Origin of the sequence: Marinicellulosiphila megalodicopiae (assembly GCF_045862395.1) — a bacterium.
In the GTDB taxonomy this organism is placed as follows: Bacteria; Pseudomonadota; Gammaproteobacteria; order Pseudomonadales; family Natronospirillaceae; genus Marinicellulosiphila; species Marinicellulosiphila megalodicopiae.
The window spans coordinates 4,505,662-4,520,882 of sequence record NZ_AP023087.1 but is presented as its reverse complement, the minus strand read 5'-3'; the positions used below and the strand labels follow the sequence as shown (position 1 = coordinate 4,520,882).

13 protein-coding genes are annotated in these 15,221 nt (G+C 36.7%); 7 read left to right on the top strand and 6 right to left on the bottom strand.

Annotated features, from left to right (window positions below; genetic code table 11):
* Nucleotides 1–264: 264 nt before the first annotated feature.
* Nucleotides 265–1,347 carry a zinc-binding metallopeptidase family protein gene (locus TYM08_RS19460; RefSeq protein ID WP_422380818.1) on the bottom strand — a complete coding sequence of 361 codons (1,083 nt, stop codon included), beginning with the start codon at nucleotides 1,345–1,347 and terminating at the stop codon, nucleotides 265–267.
* A gap of 273 nt (nucleotides 1,348–1,620) precedes the next feature.
* Between TYM08_RS19460 and TYM08_RS19455 the strand changes: the two genes are divergently transcribed.
* From TYM08_RS19455 to TYM08_RS19440, 4 genes are all read left to right on the top strand, one after another.
* Nucleotides 1,621–1,980 carry a 4a-hydroxytetrahydrobiopterin dehydratase gene (locus tag TYM08_RS19455; protein WP_422380817.1) on the top strand — a complete coding sequence of 120 codons (360 nt, stop codon included), beginning with the start codon at nucleotides 1,621–1,623 and terminating at the stop codon, nucleotides 1,978–1,980.
* Between the two features lie 54 nt (nucleotides 1,981–2,034).
* Entirely contained in the window at nucleotides 2,035–3,930 is a 1,896-nt protein-coding gene (gene speA, locus TYM08_RS19450) for a biosynthetic arginine decarboxylase (protein WP_422380816.1), read from the top strand.
* A 107-nt stretch (nucleotides 3,931–4,037) separates the two neighbouring features.
* A complete protein-coding gene (locus tag TYM08_RS19445; RefSeq protein WP_422380815.1) occupies nucleotides 4,038–4,712 on the top strand; it encodes an OmpA family protein in 675 nt (224 codons plus the stop codon).
* A gap of 101 nt (nucleotides 4,713–4,813) precedes the next feature.
* The gene (locus TYM08_RS19440) at nucleotides 4,814–5,158 is read left to right on the top strand and encodes a HopJ type III effector protein (RefSeq protein WP_422380814.1); all 345 of its coding nucleotides are present in this window, start codon (nucleotides 4,814–4,816) and stop codon (nucleotides 5,156–5,158) included.
* Between the two features lie 43 nt (nucleotides 5,159–5,201).
* On the opposite strand, the gene TYM08_RS19435 is transcribed toward TYM08_RS19440, so the two are convergent.
* Together TYM08_RS19435 and TYM08_RS19430 are read right to left on the bottom strand one after the other, a co-directional pair.
* Nucleotides 5,202–7,604, bottom strand: coding sequence for a beta-mannosidase (locus TYM08_RS19435; RefSeq protein WP_422380813.1), 2,403 nt, complete (start codon nucleotides 7,602–7,604; stop codon nucleotides 5,202–5,204).
* Nucleotides 7,605–7,612: 8 nt separating this feature from the next.
* The gene (locus TYM08_RS19430) at nucleotides 7,613–9,781 is read right to left on the bottom strand and encodes a LemA family protein (RefSeq protein ID WP_422380812.1); all 2,169 of its coding nucleotides are present in this window, start codon (nucleotides 9,779–9,781) and stop codon (nucleotides 7,613–7,615) included.
* Between the two features lie 71 nt (nucleotides 9,782–9,852).
* Between TYM08_RS19430 and TYM08_RS19425 the strand changes: the two genes are divergently transcribed.
* Nucleotides 9,853–10,383, top strand: coding sequence for a DUF1697 domain-containing protein (locus TYM08_RS19425; protein ID WP_422380811.1), 531 nt, complete (start codon nucleotides 9,853–9,855; stop codon nucleotides 10,381–10,383).
* A 282-nt stretch (nucleotides 10,384–10,665) separates the two neighbouring features.
* On the opposite strand, the gene fabF is transcribed toward TYM08_RS19425, so the two are convergent.
* Together fabF and TYM08_RS19415 are read right to left on the bottom strand one after the other, a co-directional pair.
* On the bottom strand, nucleotides 10,666–11,931 hold the full coding sequence (gene fabF, locus TYM08_RS19420) for a beta-ketoacyl-ACP synthase II (protein ID WP_422380810.1): 1,266 nt from the start codon (nucleotides 11,929–11,931) through the stop codon (nucleotides 10,666–10,668).
* A 120-nt stretch (nucleotides 11,932–12,051) separates the two neighbouring features.
* On the bottom strand, nucleotides 12,052–12,600 hold the full coding sequence (locus TYM08_RS19415) for a carboxymuconolactone decarboxylase family protein (protein ID WP_422380809.1): 549 nt from the start codon (nucleotides 12,598–12,600) through the stop codon (nucleotides 12,052–12,054).
* A 144-nt stretch (nucleotides 12,601–12,744) separates the two neighbouring features.
* On the opposite strand from TYM08_RS19415, the gene TYM08_RS19410 reads away from it, so the two are divergent.
* Complete coding sequence (locus TYM08_RS19410; protein ID WP_422380808.1) at nucleotides 12,745–13,347, top strand: TetR/AcrR family transcriptional regulator; 603 nt, start codon at nucleotides 12,745–12,747, stop codon at nucleotides 13,345–13,347.
* Between the two features lie 441 nt (nucleotides 13,348–13,788).
* Nucleotides 13,789–14,043 (top strand): hypothetical protein, encoded by a 255-nt coding sequence (locus TYM08_RS19405; RefSeq protein WP_422380807.1) that lies wholly within the window; start codon nucleotides 13,789–13,791, stop codon nucleotides 14,041–14,043.
* Between the two features lie 14 nt (nucleotides 14,044–14,057).
* Here TYM08_RS19405 and TYM08_RS19400 read toward each other — a convergent pair whose 3' ends face one another.
* Complete coding sequence (locus tag TYM08_RS19400) at nucleotides 14,058–14,825, bottom strand: substrate-binding periplasmic protein (protein WP_422380806.1); 768 nt, start codon at nucleotides 14,823–14,825, stop codon at nucleotides 14,058–14,060.
* Nucleotides 14,826–15,221 lie beyond the last annotated feature (396 nt).

The following is a 15,221-nucleotide window of genomic DNA, read 5'->3' as shown; positions in this document are numbered from 1 at the left end:
TTTTGTTGGATTATACTTGAGAAAATAACCGATTGTGACAGGAATACCTCTTTGAGTTTTTAAAAAATCTAGTCAGTGGGCTACTGAAGATCAATTAATTAAATTTACTGAATATTTTATTTCTGACATAAAGAATCCGCGAACTAAAATAATCATCTAGAAAAAATTTAAGTAGATTTTTTGTCAAAACAGACACCGGATTTTTCTTTATTTTTAGAGAAGGGCTTTAACCCTAACCTTCCCTAAAAGATTATGTAACAGTGTTTATTCTTCTTGCAATTCACCTACTGCCATATCATTAATAATATCGTGTACCAATCTTAATTTTTCTTTAACTGAATGGGAGATCACAAACGGATACGTATCTGGCATGCCCATGCTTCGGCTTAATCCATTTAAAACAAAAGTAAGTGAATACCACATTTCAAATAATTTATCGAAATCATCTTTGTTGCGCATGGAGGATTTTGTACGTCGATTTTTACCTTTTGTAGAAGGCGATTTGACTGCTAAATCATAAGCGGCAGCAGTTTCTAAGGTGTCTAACATATGTAAATAATGCGCCCAGGTTTCCGCCCAATCTTCCCAAGGATGCATCGTTGCGTAAGCGCTTATAAAATTATCACTCCAATTGACAGGCGCACCATTTGCGTAATGATTGTCGATGGCATCTTGATAACTAATTTGCTCATCACCAAATACAGCGCGAGCTTTTGGTAACCATTTTTGTGAAGGTAAAACCAATAATTCCCAATAATAATGGCCGCATTCATGGCGTAGGTGTCCTAAAACGGTACGGTACACTTCGCCTAATTTTTCACGTGCGTTTTCACGAAACGATGCATTGGCTTCGGCCATATTTAAAGTAATAATGCCTGATGCGTGTCCTGTGAAAACTTGTTTTTCTTCAGTGGATTCTTCAAAACGAAAGGCCAAACCTAATTCTGGGTTTTGTAATCGCGAAGGCACGGGTAAATCTAAACCAATTAATGTATACAATAATCGCCTCTTGGCAGTCTCAACTCTCACCCACTGTGCACGACGGGTTTCATCTTGCATTGGCGGTAGCACTTCGGTTAAGCGACAAGACACACATAGCTTATGGGGTTCATCAGCAGGTATTAACCAATTACAGGCATTATATTTAATTGTGTTTTGACATAAACGATACTGCCCACCTTGTGGGTCAATAACATCAACATAAGTATCTGGAAAATCTTTTACGGCTTTTAATGAAAGTACATCACCTTCTTCAATTGAAAATCCTAATAAGTGTCCACAACGAATACAACTGTTGTTCTCAAAAAAAAGTAGTTGCCCACATTCGTCGCATTTAAAGGTTTGCATTTAGATTACTCAAGTTATTTAAAAAATAAGGAAATACGAGTGTGATTGAAATAACAGTGGATGTCTATTTAAGACTGTTTATTTTAGTTTTAATAAACCATTCAAATTAAGTGGAATGTTTAATGGATCTACAAACCTTTTAAACGGTTAGATTGAACTCACAATATAAGAGAGGTCATCTTTTCGAATTTAAGTAACTAAATGTAAAAATATCACTGAAGAAATTGAGCGAGTTGTCGATACATTGTTTATATCTAAATAAAAGGGGACGTTATGTTAGAGCAATTACACTGTACAGTCGTTCAAAGCGATTATGAGCATATTGATGAAATTCAGATGGCAAAGTATTCTTCTGAAATCCCGACTTGGGACAATGTTATTATTGGGTCAATCCCTCATTTACAAAAAACGTTTTTATTTGGTGGGGAGCATGAGGTGATGATGTTCACACAGCAATTAATTCAGTTGGCAGACACTGAAAAGCACCATCCTGAAATTATATGCCAGTCTGATCAAGTAAAAGTGTCTTGGTGGACTCAGGACATTGCAGATTTGCACATTAATGATTTTATTATGGCTGCTAAGACTGATGAAATATTTGAAAAAGTTCTGAAATATTCATACTTACAATAATCTTAAAATTAGTAGAAAATAGCGCGCTTTAGACTTATCCCCGAGACAAACAGTATGTCGACTAATTGGTCAATTCAAGATGCGCTTTCTACTTACAATATTGAAAAGTGGAGTGAAGGTTATTTTAGCTTAAACAAACAAGGGCAACTGTGTGTTTGTCCTGATGGATTTCAAACTACACCTCTTTGTGACATTGTTGAACAAATTGAGCAATTAGGTGTTCAAACCCCTGTATTACTGCGTTTTCCATTTATTATCGCAGATCGAATTAAGCAACTTAATGACGGCTTTGCAAAAGCCATTGCCGTTCATCAATACCAATCTTCTTTTTTAAGTGTTTACCCTATAAAAGTGAATCAGCAACATTCTGTTGTGAATCAAATCATTGATGGGCAAAATCAGGTCCAAACCATTGGGTTAGAGTCGGGCAGTAAGGCTGAATTATTAACGATCATTGCTCAGGCCAAACATGCTAAAAAAGGCACCTATGCGACATTAATTTGCAACGGATATAAAGATCAGCAATATATTGAGTTGGCGCTAATTGCTAAGAAAATGGGGCACAGATGCGTGATCGTCGTGGAAAAAGCATCGGAATTGACTCAAGTACTGCAAATTGCAGAAACTCTAAACGTTAAACCAAGCATTGGTTTACGCGCCAGACTTTCAAGTATTGGTAAAGGCAACTGGCAAAATACAGGAGGCGAAAAATCTAAATTTGGTTTAACTGCTAAACAAATTTTAAATATGGTATCGGCATTAAAACAAACCAATCAACTTGATTGTTTGGAGCTTTTGCATTTTCATTTGGGTTCACAAATTGCGGATTTGGACGACATTCAAACGGGCATTTCAGAATCTGCTCAAATTTTAATTCAGCTTTCTAAGCTTGGTTGTCGTATACAAACTCTAGATGTTGGCGGCGGCTTAGGTGTCGACTATGAAGGCACCTCCTCTTTAAATGCCTGCTCTATGAATTATTCCATTGACGAATACGCCGATGTTATTGTGAAAACATTTGCTGATATTTGCGTGAAACATGACATTACTCATCCTCAAATTATCAGCGAGTCTGGTCGTGCGGTTACGGCGCATCATGCTGTGTTAATCAGTAATGTGGTGTCATGTGAAAAGAAAAACGTACAACAAGGCAGCTTAAATTTAATTGAAGTAGATGATATCCAACACCCAATTTATATAGCCTGCTTGGATTTATACGAACAGTCCAAGAATATTCAAAATGCCGCAGAAGCGAAAACGGTTTATGATCAAATTAATCCGCTATTAAGCCAAAGCAAAGCACAGTTTGTTATGGGAGATGTATCTTTAGCACTACGAGCATTTGTTGAAGAAACCACTCTTGCCTGCGCCCAGTTTATTGGTCCTCATTTAGATAAACACACTCAACAAGTGGAGCTTGACCATATCAATGAGTGGTTGGCAGCCAAGGTGTTTGTAAATTTCTCATTGTTTCAGTCTTTACCAGATGCATGGGGCATTGATCAGATTTTCCCTGTATTACCTGTAAGCGGTTTGAATCAGCCTTACACTGAGCGCATTGTGATTCAAGATATTACCTGTGACAGTGATGGTCGATTAGACGATTATGTAGATGGGCAAGGCATCGAAACCACCTTGCCTTGGCCGTCGTTTGTGAATCAGCCTGATGTTGCATTTTTTATGGTTGGGGCATACCAAGAAATATTAGGAGACATGCACAATCTGTTTGGGGATACAGCCTCAGTGAATGTGTTGTTTAATGAATACGGGTTTGAATTGCATCATTTACAAAACCAGCAAAGCACCGACTCTGTCTTGCGTTATGTGGATTTTGATTCCAATACGTTTAAAGCGTCTTTTGAAGAGCAACTGCGTGGTAACCCTGAGCGTAATTTATGCTTAGAAAAGCTATACCATGCCTTTGATGGCGGCACGTATTTAAAACGTTGATCGTTTTAATAACAAAAAAAATACCAATTAGTCATGCCCTATTCATAAATAAACACTACAATACGCTAGTGTTTTATAATTGAATTTTAACTATCGAGGAAATAATAATGAAATTTCAGCACAAACTTTTAGCAGTAGCCGTAAGCGCATCTCTTGTATTGGTTGGTTGTTCAACTGTTGATCCATACACAGGCGAAAAGAAAACATCTAAATTAACAATCGGTGCAGCAATCGGCGCAGCTGGCGGTGCATTAATTGGTTTAGCAACAGGTAAAACACCTGAAGAACGTGCTAAAAACGCTATGATCGGCGGCGCAGCTGGTGGTATTGCTGGTGGTGCAGTTGGCGGATACATGGACAAACAAGAAAACAAAATGCGTGATAAATTAGCGGGCACTGGCGTTTCTGTTACACGTAATGGCGATGAAATTATTTTAAACATGCCTGGTGAAATCACCTTTGCTACTGGTAAATCTGACTTAAATGCTGAATTCACTAACACGTTAGATGGTGTGGTTTTAGTTTTAGAAGAATTTGACCAAACAATTATTACTGTTGAAGGCCACACCGACTCAACAGGGTCTGACGAATTAAACCAAGCATTATCTGAAAAACGCGCACTAGCTGTTGGTCAATACATCTTGGATAAAAACGTCGCTGAATTCCGTATCGAAGCAATTGGTCGTGGCGAAACTATGCCAAAATATGACAATGCAACGGTAGAAGGTCGTGCTTCAAACCGTCGTGTTGAATTAACATTGACTCCAATTGTTGCTGAATAATTAATATTCATTAATTTTTCAAAACATAAAAAAAACGGCCATTAATTTGGCCGTTTTTTTTATTTAAAATTTCACTTATCTCTATTTTTACAAGGGCAACCATGTCAGTTCAAACATTTATAAACAGATTATCAACTCAACCGGATTCAGTACAATTTTCAGATACAATGGAGGTGATCACAAAAAATTATATCTATTCGCCTTCGGCATTTAAAAATGGCGACACCCATAACGAACTAGGTACCAATGAAGGATCTTGTAAAATATTTGCTTTTGCTCAACTAAATAATCTAGATCAATCACAAACATTAATGTGTTTTGGTGATTACTATCGTGTGGATGTTTTGCAACATCCAAAAAATGATGACCATGCAAATATTCGTAATTTTATTAAATTCGGATGGGATGGCATTGAGTTTGAACATGCAGCGTTAACTTTGAAATAAAAAAAGGTGGGCAATGCCCACCTGAATTTTTACTGAAGAAAATTTAATAACAACAGCTATATAAATCCGTCACTCGCAAACTTGCCATTGCTCGTCCTAAATGTTCTTTTGCAACTTCTAAAATGATCGTTTGCGTATAACCTGGTAGCAACATTAGAACGTTATCACTTAAGCTGACATCCACATCACATTCAATAGTGGCAAATAATGCTAACGCTTGGCTTTCTAATTCTATATGAATGCAGTCATCCACAATTTTAGTGTCCATTTTTATCTGACTGTCTTGTAAATCTAAAGATTTATATGGCACTAAACTAAAGTGATCTTGACCACTCATTCCATTTGTTGCGTTAAAAGAATAAATAATTAATTCTTCTTCTGCTAATTGAGTAACAGGAATTTCTAATAAAATATGATTTGTGTGTGTCGTGATGGTTTGTATGCGTTGTGTTAATTGTTTTGTGTTCCCTTTTAAATCACATATCGACACGTCTAATGTCACGTCAGTAGAAATAATCGTATCATTCACACAACTAAATTGAATCATACCGTCCTTTTCAATAGCAAATACAGCAACAGGTTGATAAAAACGTTTGACCATATAATGCATCGCTTTCCATGATCCACCATGATTTAAACTGGACCAACTTGCAACGGGCCAAGTATCGTTTAATTGCCAATACAATGTTCCCATGCAATGTGGTTTGATGCTTCTCCAATATTCAACGGCGGTTCGAATTGCTAAACCTTGCTGAATTTGTGACAGGTAAACAAAATTTTCAAACCCATTAGGAAAACGAAAATAACGAAACATAGTTTCTGCAATGCGTGCATTTCCACCATCGTTTTTTTGATGACTTTCCATAATTGGGCTTGCAATATTCCAATCTTTTTCTTGAGAAAATTGTTTAATAATATGCATTGACGGAAAGGATTGAAAACCAAATTCACTGCAAAATCTTGGTTTAATGCTGCGATAATGATCAAAGGATTTACCCGAATGCCACACGTCCCAAAAATGCATATCTCCTGATCGATCATCGTGCCAAGCATCGCCAAAATTCATAGGTCCTGGTGATGGACTGGATGGCCACCAAATAGCATGTTGGTCGGTTTGTTTTAAATTTTGTTCGATCGTTCTGTTTAATCGATCGTATCCTACCAGATATCGATCGCGATGCTGCTTAGTAATGTCAAACCAATTTAGCGCACCAATTAATTCATTGTCACCACACCATAATGCTAAACACGAATGTGTATTTAATCGTTTAACCTGTTGTACCACTTCTAATGCAACATTATCTAAAAAGTGTTGATCACTTGGATAAATATTACAAGCGAACATAAAATCCTGCCAAACTAAGATTCCCATCTGTGAGCACATATCATAAAACCAATCAGTTTCATAACGCCCGCCTCCCCAAATACGAATCATATTCATATTTGCATCTAATGCAGATTGTAATAGCTGTCTTGTTTTTTCTTGAGTGATATTACTATGTAATGCATCTTGCGGAATCCAATTGGCGCCACGAGCGTATAATTTATGTGAATTTACTTCAAACATAAACTCAGCGCCAATTTCATCTTGGTTAGTTAATAATTTAATTTGACGTAAGCCAATTTTTTTTGTGGTTTTCACATCATTTAAATTAATATTTAATTCATAAAGATATTGATCACCCCAACCGACAGGCCACCAAAGTTTTGGATGATCAATTTCTATTACAAACTGACTCACAGCTGAAGATGCTAAATGGGTTAATACTTTTCCATCTATTTCAAAATCTACTTCACATGATCGAGTAAAATTAATGATCTCTAAATCTATTTGCAATTCAACATGATCAACGGCATGTACTTGATGCACTAGTACCGATTGTACTCGGGCAGACTTTTTTAATATTTGGATGTTACCATACAATCCAAACGGCGCTAACGCTATATTCCAATCCCAGCCAAAATCACACTGTGTTTTACGCAGCATATTGCCATCTGGAATATCGCAATTAAATTCTAAATAAGGAATGTAATAGGGTTGTTGATTTTGAATTTTACTGGCCTGTTCGGTGTTGGATAAAAATTCAATTTCAATTTCATTTATACCTTCAACTAAAACCGAATCTATATCGGCAAAAAATTCACAAAACGCATTATTGGTTTCTAATACTAATTTAGAATTAATATAAATTTTTGCTAAACAATCCACTTCACTGACGTTTAATTCAAACGCTTCATTTTCTAAATTTGTAAATTCAAATGTGCGTTTAATACTCCAAACTCGTTGAGCGATCCAACGAGTGTCGTATTCGTTTTTCCCATAATAGGGGTCATCAATTTTATTAGCTTGCAATAATGCACTAATTGCATCGCCAGGAATATTCATCTGTACAGAGAAATCATTATTCTCATCTGTTAGTGTCCAGTTTCCACTTAAATTTATCATTATTACCTCTAGGCGTATCTTTTTTTAGCAAAACCAAAATGATTAGCTAATAATTTGTCAGGGAACGATTGAATGCGTTCGTTGTAACGATTCACCGCGTCGTTGTATCCTTCTCGAATTAAACTGATTTCATTTTCCATTTTTGTTTGACGGTTCATAAAATCTTGAATTAATTCATCACTTTTTAAATCCGGGTAGTCTTCAGCAATCATGTTAAAGCTTTGTTGAAAATGTAATTCTTGTTGCATGATCTTTTTTACGCGATCGGGTGTCGCTTGATCGTAATTTAATGCTTTATTAAAGTTAGATCGTAATACTGATAATGCTTGTAATAATTTGTGCTCATGTTGTAAATATCCCTTTACGACTTTTTGTAAATTCGTTAGTAAATCATAACGCTTTTTAAGGGTCACTTGAATATTCGCAAAATTTCTGTCAGCTCTGTTTTGTAAAAATAAAATATCGTTATAATGCAATACTCCCACCACAGCCATTAAAAAAACAGGAACACACAACGCTAACAGTACATAATTACTTGGCTCAAACGAACCAATTCGTGCCATGGTTAATAATCCAAATAAAATGGACAATGAAAATACAGCGCCCATCATGCTCATGGCAACCATACCTTTTTTAAGCATAATACTGTTTTCGTTAAATGTGCTTATTATTAACTTTTGATCGGTTTGAGTTTTCATCATGACATTACCCGTTGCATGCCCAACACTGACGTTTCCAAATAAATAGATCAATTGATTAAACGGCAAACAGGTTTCGCTATAACGAAAATTCCCTATGCGCTCACTTGATTCATATTGTGATGATATATCCGCATTAGATGGATTGATGATCATCTCGCCATCTGAATCGTCTTTGCATTTTAATAATTTCCATTCGCTTCTTTTTTCAATGGTTTTCCACGATTTGTCTTTACCACTTTGTTTAAGCTCTTCTACTTTATAATCATACCAACAGCATGTTGTTGAAGTTAGAGGTGATGTTAATATTTGATCTTGGTATTGAATCATTTTACCTTTGATTTCGCTTAAACCAATCATCACGCCTTTAATTTTACTGGTTGGTATATTTTCGATCATTCGTTTGGAAATGGTGTATTTTAATCCAATCCATAAAAACAAAATAAGCAAACATAAGCTGACAATTAAAATCCAAATAATAGATCCATGTTGCAATTCTACTTTTTTAATATTATTGGGTAAAATGTCTAAATCGGCTTCAGGTAAAACTATAGAGCTAAAAAACGCAATGATATTATCTGGAAAATGATGCAGTTGATAATGCGCATTACTATAAATCTGTTGATAATATTGCTCTATAAATTTTTGTTGGGTGTCTTTGTTTTCTAATAATCGAATATTAAGCTGTTGTTCTTTTAAGTAATTTGCAGTTTGCGTAATATCACGTTTAATTAATGAGCTACCAGCAATGAGTAGTAGCGTAATTTGTACGACACTTAAAACTGTTAAAAACCCAATTATGCGATGCTTGCTTAAGGCACTGAATATTAATACTAAAGCAATCGTGGTGAAACTTAATGCAAGCCAAATACTAAAAAGTCCTTTAAGTCCCATGGTTTGTAATTGAGCATCTTTACCATTGCCATTAATGAAATAAGGTTTGTTCGCATTAGGTGAAATTGTAAATACATTTAAATTAGCATTGGGTTTAAAGCCAAACATAGTCAGAAAATCGTGGCTGGTGATCCATTTTTCTGTATAACGATACCCTTCTGTTGAGGTTGTATTTTGATGTGGAAATTGAATTGGAATATTCGCTAAATCGTAATTATTTAAACTGACTCGTGTTTTAGCGCTGCTATCTTCAATATAAAAATCCACTGCCTCGGTTCGATGATGAGTGGTTCGCCATTTTGTATCGCCATCGCTGTTGATATAACGTTCTTCAATTTTAAAATCAAATATCAACGCCTGCTGCTCGCTAAATGGTGTTAATAATAAATGAGTGACACCATAAATTTGACCACTTATTAAATAATCGCCCTGTACTGTAATTGCGATAGGGGCAATTTGTAGGCGCGAAATATAACGGGTATCTTTAATTTGAGTGATTCCCAATTTAAAGACAAATACACTGATAATGCATAGAGCAATTGCAATGGTTGCATAAATTATTTTGCGCAAAAGTGTATGTTTCATAATTTAAAATTTAAAAAAATAACAGTATGGCATATAGTTCGATTACCGAATAGATTTTAAGAGCAATCATTATGAATACTTATATCGCACTTTTAAGAGGCATTAATGTTGGTGGTAAAAACAAACTGCCCATGAAGGAGCTTAAAGCATTGCTGACTAAACATGGCTTACACGACATTCAAACTTACATTCAATCAGGTAATGTTGTATTTAGTTGTGAGCACTTTGATTTGGACATGGGTAAATTAATTGAAGCAGAATTTGGCTTTTGCCCAGATGTGATGATGTTAACTAAAGACCAATTATTAACAAGCATCAAAAATTGTCCGTTCACTGCCGATGAGGGCAAACAATTGCATTATTACTTTTGCAAAACCCAACCTCAAATTTCCAAACAGGCATTGACTGAAATATTAGATGAAATAAAAAAACCCTCTGAGTCCTATCAATTAATTAACGATGTATTTTATTTGTATGCACCAGAAGGCATTGGGCGCTCAAAATTAGCAGAGCGTGTTGAAAAAAAATTAAAAGTAAGCTGCACCGCTAGAAATCAAAATACGATATTGCAATTACAACTTATGTTAAAAGAAAAACAATAGAAGAGTAGAAAACAATAGTAGAAAACAATAGAAGAGACACCTAAGAAAATAGAAGGCAGAAAATAGAACGGACATCATAAGTAATAGTTGGAAAGAGGTATGTTTTGTCGCTAACCATTATACAGACAAGGCTTTTTTGTTTTGATTTTTTCTATGTATGGAATAGGGCAAAGTCATCACTTTTTTCCTGGAAGCTTCTAAAAAAGCCCTCACCAATTAACCCAATTAACCCAATTAACCCAGTGAGCGCTTTTTTAACCCCTTTGAGAAACCAATCAAGTATTAAACTTTGCTGATAACAACCGCAGCGTTTACACCACCAAAACCTAGACCATTACATAGCGCATGTTTGATATCAGCTTTTTGAGGAACATTCGGTACAAAGTTTAAACCTTCGAAGCTCTCATCAGGTTCTGACAAGTTGATTGTTGGCGGTAAGATACCTTTCTGTAGTGCTTGGATTGTAAAAATAGTCTCAATACCACCCGCAGCACCCAATAAATGACCCGTTGAAGACTTCGTTGATGAAATTGGAGTATTCGCGATACCATCACCAAATATCGAACGAAGGCCTGCAACCTCAGCGCGATCACCAACTGGTGTGGATGTTGCGTGAGCGTTTACATAATCAATATCTGAAGGTGTTAATCCTGCTTGTTTAAGTGCTGCACGCATTGCCTGCGCTCCCCCTGCACCATCATCTGGACCAGATGAGATATGATGAGCGTCACAGCTTGTGCCGTACCCGCTTAGTATCGCAAGAATCTTTGCGCCACGAGCTTCAGCGTGTTCTCTAGTTTCAATAACGATTAGACCGGCACCCTCACCCATCACGAAACCATCGCGATTTTTATCAAAAGGACGCGATGCACTTTTGTGATCGTCGTGCCTTAATGACAACGCCTTCATTGCGTTAAAGCTTGCAAGGGCTAGTGGGTCAACACATGCTTCTGCACCTCCCACTAACGCGACTTTCGCTTCGCCGCTCCTAAGGATACGAGCGCCATCACCAATCGCTTGAATACCCGCTGCACAAGCTGTCACGGGGCAGCCCATTGGGCCACGAAATCCATACTTAATGGATACGTTACCAGCGGCTAGATTCGCTAAGAAAGACGGAACAACAAATGGAGACAAGCGCTTAAAACCACGTGATTCCATTGTACGTTGTGCGTTAGTAATCGTTGGGAAACCACCGATACCTGAACCAATAATCGTCGCCGTGTTCGCTTTGTCTTCATCAGACTCAGGGAACCAATTTGCTTGTTCTAGTGCTTCTTTCGCTGCTGCCATTGCATACAAAGTGAAGCGATCCATCTTCTTCAGTTCTTTCTTAGGTACGATAGATGTAGCATCCAAACCAGCGTCTGGATCATCTTCAATACTTGGCACCATACCCGCCATGTGAACAGGGCTGCCATCTTCCTGTAGTTGTTCGATAAGCGTTATTCCGCTTTCGCCAGCAACCAAACGACCCCAAACTTTTTCAACGCCACAGCCTAAAGGCGTAATTGCGCCCATACCTGTTATAACAATATCTGATTTCATGATGCACCTAAGTTTTAAAGCAATTTAATAAAGTAGAGAGTCTAGCTCTACTCAAAATATGATCAAGATAATACGTAACTCATTAAAATCTAACTAATAATCAGTCTCCGCTATCGCGGTTTATTGTGTCCAAGCGTACTTTTGAAACGGCGCATCGATAGGTGTTTTCACTAAATGATTCGTGTAATTACTGATCACCTTTTGTGACATGCCCAGCACAATATTTAATAAATGACTCGGCTCATACCCCGCTTGATAAAACGCGTCTAATTGATCGTTACTTAAATTCCCGCGATTTCGCACCATGGCTAAGGTAGTTTCGTGTAACACTTGTAATTTTTCAGTGGTCATCGACGTGCCATTTCGTAACGCTTCGGTTAATGCCGGGTCGACCTTCATCAAATTTGCAACCCCGGTATGAGCTGGCACGCAATAATGACAGTTGTGCTCAACGTTGATGGTTTGCCAAACAACGGTTAGCTCTTCTTTGTTAAATGACGTTTTCATAAACAAAGAATGCAATTGCTGATACGCATTTAGTAATTCAGGCACTTCTGCCAGCACGCCATGTAAACCTAGAATCATGCCATTTGTTTTAAGAGATGTTTCTAATAAAGGTTTGCTTGCTTCGGGCGCGGTTTCTAGTGTGTGTATTTTAAAATTCTTCATTTGAATGCCTGCTCAATAATTGAATTAAGTGAAGTTGAACCCTAATCGCCAACATGAACGATCGTTCAACAACAAAAACTATAGCTAGATTTGAACGAACGTTCAAGATAAAATTGAACAATTGTTCAATTCATTGGAATTTAAATGGCCAACCCTGTAAAACACAACAGAGAAATCGCGATCGACAAAGCTACCCAACTTTTTTGGAGTAAAGGCTTTCATGGAACATCCATGCGCAATTTGCAAGACGCTATTGATATGCGCCCGGGCAGTATTTACGCAAGCTTTGGTAGTAAAGAGGGGTTGTTTCAAGAATCGTTAAATCATTATGCCCAATCGAGCATGACGCGTTTAGACAATTGCCTACAAGAAACGGGGTCGCCAATAGAAGCCATCAAAGAATTTATAACTGAGACAATTTTAAACAAGCAAAAACCTTCCCCCAGCAGTATGTGCATGTTAGTTAAAACCATTGCAGAATTAACCGAAGACCAGGCAGAATTATTAACTCAAGCAAAGACATTACTTAACAAAATTGAAACAGCGATTGCAGACTTACTTGAACAAGCTCAACAACAAGGTGAGTTAAGTGCATCAAAAAATCCAAGCCGGCTTGCACGACTTTTACAAATGCAACTTGTTGGAATGGGCGTCTACCTAAGATCAAATAGCATCAACAATGTCAATGTCAATGTCAATGCCAATGCTATGGAATTAATTAACGATGCATTTTCCTGTTTAGAATAAATAAACCAATTAGCCAGGGGTCGGATCCAAAAAAATGATTTAAAAAATGGATCCGACCCCTGGCTAAATTACGCAACCAAAAATTTAATCCATTTATAATCAAAATCGAATTAAAGAAGCAATCCAAGGACGGACAATAAAAAATTACTTCCCTTATTGCGCTTGATTAGACGTTAGAGTTAGACATCCATATCCTAAACGATATTGCGTTTAACTTGATGCATAAGAAGTATGTGGGAGTAGCGCACTTACAGATCTGCGCCGGATTTGAACTCTTGAGAAGTATTGTAGATTACGGTTTTAAGGTGACTGACATCAAGTCTCAAAAATTATCCAATGGATCAAATACATTTCTTTACGAAAAATGTAAATCAGCATTGAAAAAATCTCCGTATAAATTTATATATTTTGGTAGTTATTAGAATTTAAGGGGCCTAGCCTATGCGTTGTATTTATTGCAAAACACCATTAATCACAAAAGGCTTTAAACATGAAAACCTTATTACAGTGCCTGCTAAAGGAGTGGCTCATAAACGCTGTGCCGAGCAAGACTATTTGTCAAAACGGGTGTTTGCTGGCGTTGAATTAAATCAATTATCAGGTAACGAACTTTTAGAATTAAAAGAAATTGTCTTGAATGAAATTAATGAACGTGAACGTGGCTATAACCAAGAAGCCGCCGTTGAATTGTTTTAATAGTAGGCTTCATGTTATTTCCAATCAGACACACCGTATTTGTTAAGAATTATTTCCAGTTCGCCAGATTTTCTTAAAGTTTGAATCCCAGCGCTGAGTATTTCTGCATATTCTTTAGCTTTAGGGTTAAAAGGAGAAAATCCAATATAAAGTGGAATATTTGCCCCAGAACACCCAGCCAGTCTGATTCCAGTTATATTGTTTTTCTTTATAGTGTAATTAACAACGTATTGATCATCCGTAGTGCCTGAAACCCTTCCTCTTTCTATCATGTGAAGAATCTGTGTGATGGACGTACTTGTTCCTGCAAGAAAGATTATTCTATTTTTATCGTTTTTGAATTTTTCAATATGCTTAGCTAATACAGGGTCAGCCCCATACCCATAATTATCAATCAGTCCAAGTGTTATATCTTCTAAAGACTTCAAACCTGTATATTTCCAATCACTATTTTCAGATGTGAAATAACAGCCCTTAATATGTCCAAGTTCTTCGGTTGGATAAATCAAGTTTGGTTCAGATTCTTTAACAACACTAAGCAGCGCATCAGCTTGCTTGTTTTTGTGAATGGTCAACAGAGCTCTTGACCAAGGCAATGCTTGATAAGTGATCATATGGCCGTTGTTTTCAAAAACCACTCGCGCAATTTCAAGCATAAAACCTTCTTGATCTTTTTCACAGAGGTATGGGCAATAGGTCTCACCGACAAATCTAATTTCATCTGCAATGGATTGATTGTTGAGTAACAACATCAATATAAACGTACTTAGAATTCGTTTCATTTTATTCTCTCTAAAAACTCTTTATACGATAGCATATGAGCAAGCCCCAAATGGATTCAAAGTACATTAAAGTTATTACTGCCATCCAGTTAGAAGTCAGTAAGATTACACCTATTTTTGAGTAACCCCCGAATACTTTCTTTTAGAATGGGGTTGAATGAGGGTGTTTTTACAAATTTTGTTTTTTTAAATGAGCTGGATAGTTTTTTCAAATAGGCAAAAGTGGGTGTCTGTTTTGAGTCGGTGGTTTACATAAAAGATTATTTACAACACTGTAGGCTCGGGATTCATTGTGAGGGTTTTTACAAATTTTTTTTAAGCATTGGGTTGTTTTTCGAATGAATTCGAAACATACAGAAAAGATTATTTACAACACTGTAGGCTCGGGATTCATTC

What these genes read in the sequence shown, in the direction of transcription:
- TYM08_RS19460 (WP_422380818.1), bottom strand. Translation starts at nt 1,347, where the DNA reads ATGCAAACCTTTAAATGCGACGAATGTGGGCAACTACTTTTTTTTGAG.
- TYM08_RS19455 (WP_422380817.1), top strand. Translation starts at nt 1,621, where the DNA reads ATGTTAGAGCAATTACACTGTACAGTCGTTCAAAGCGATTATGAGCAT.
- speA (WP_422380816.1), top strand. Translation starts at nt 2,035, where the DNA reads ATGTCGACTAATTGGTCAATTCAAGATGCGCTTTCTACTTACAATATT.
- TYM08_RS19445 (WP_422380815.1), top strand. Translation starts at nt 4,038, where the DNA reads ATGAAATTTCAGCACAAACTTTTAGCAGTAGCCGTAAGCGCATCTCTT.
- TYM08_RS19440 (WP_422380814.1), top strand. Translation starts at nt 4,814, where the DNA reads ATGTCAGTTCAAACATTTATAAACAGATTATCAACTCAACCGGATTCA.
- TYM08_RS19435 (WP_422380813.1), bottom strand. Translation starts at nt 7,604, where the DNA reads ATGATAAATTTAAGTGGAAACTGGACACTAACAGATGAGAATAATGAT.
- TYM08_RS19430 (WP_422380812.1), bottom strand. Translation starts at nt 9,781, where the DNA reads ATGAAACATACACTTTTGCGCAAAATAATTTATGCAACCATTGCAATT.
- TYM08_RS19425 (WP_422380811.1), top strand. Translation starts at nt 9,853, where the DNA reads ATGAATACTTATATCGCACTTTTAAGAGGCATTAATGTTGGTGGTAAA.
- fabF (WP_422380810.1), bottom strand. Translation starts at nt 11,931, where the DNA reads ATGAAATCAGATATTGTTATAACAGGTATGGGCGCAATTACGCCTTTA.
- TYM08_RS19415 (WP_422380809.1), bottom strand. Translation starts at nt 12,600, where the DNA reads ATGAAGAATTTTAAAATACACACACTAGAAACCGCGCCCGAAGCAAGC.
- TYM08_RS19410 (WP_422380808.1), top strand. Translation starts at nt 12,745, where the DNA reads ATGGCCAACCCTGTAAAACACAACAGAGAAATCGCGATCGACAAAGCT.
- TYM08_RS19405 (WP_422380807.1), top strand. Translation starts at nt 13,789, where the DNA reads ATGCGTTGTATTTATTGCAAAACACCATTAATCACAAAAGGCTTTAAA.
- TYM08_RS19400 (WP_422380806.1), bottom strand. Translation starts at nt 14,825, where the DNA reads ATGAAACGAATTCTAAGTACGTTTATATTGATGTTGTTACTCAACAAT.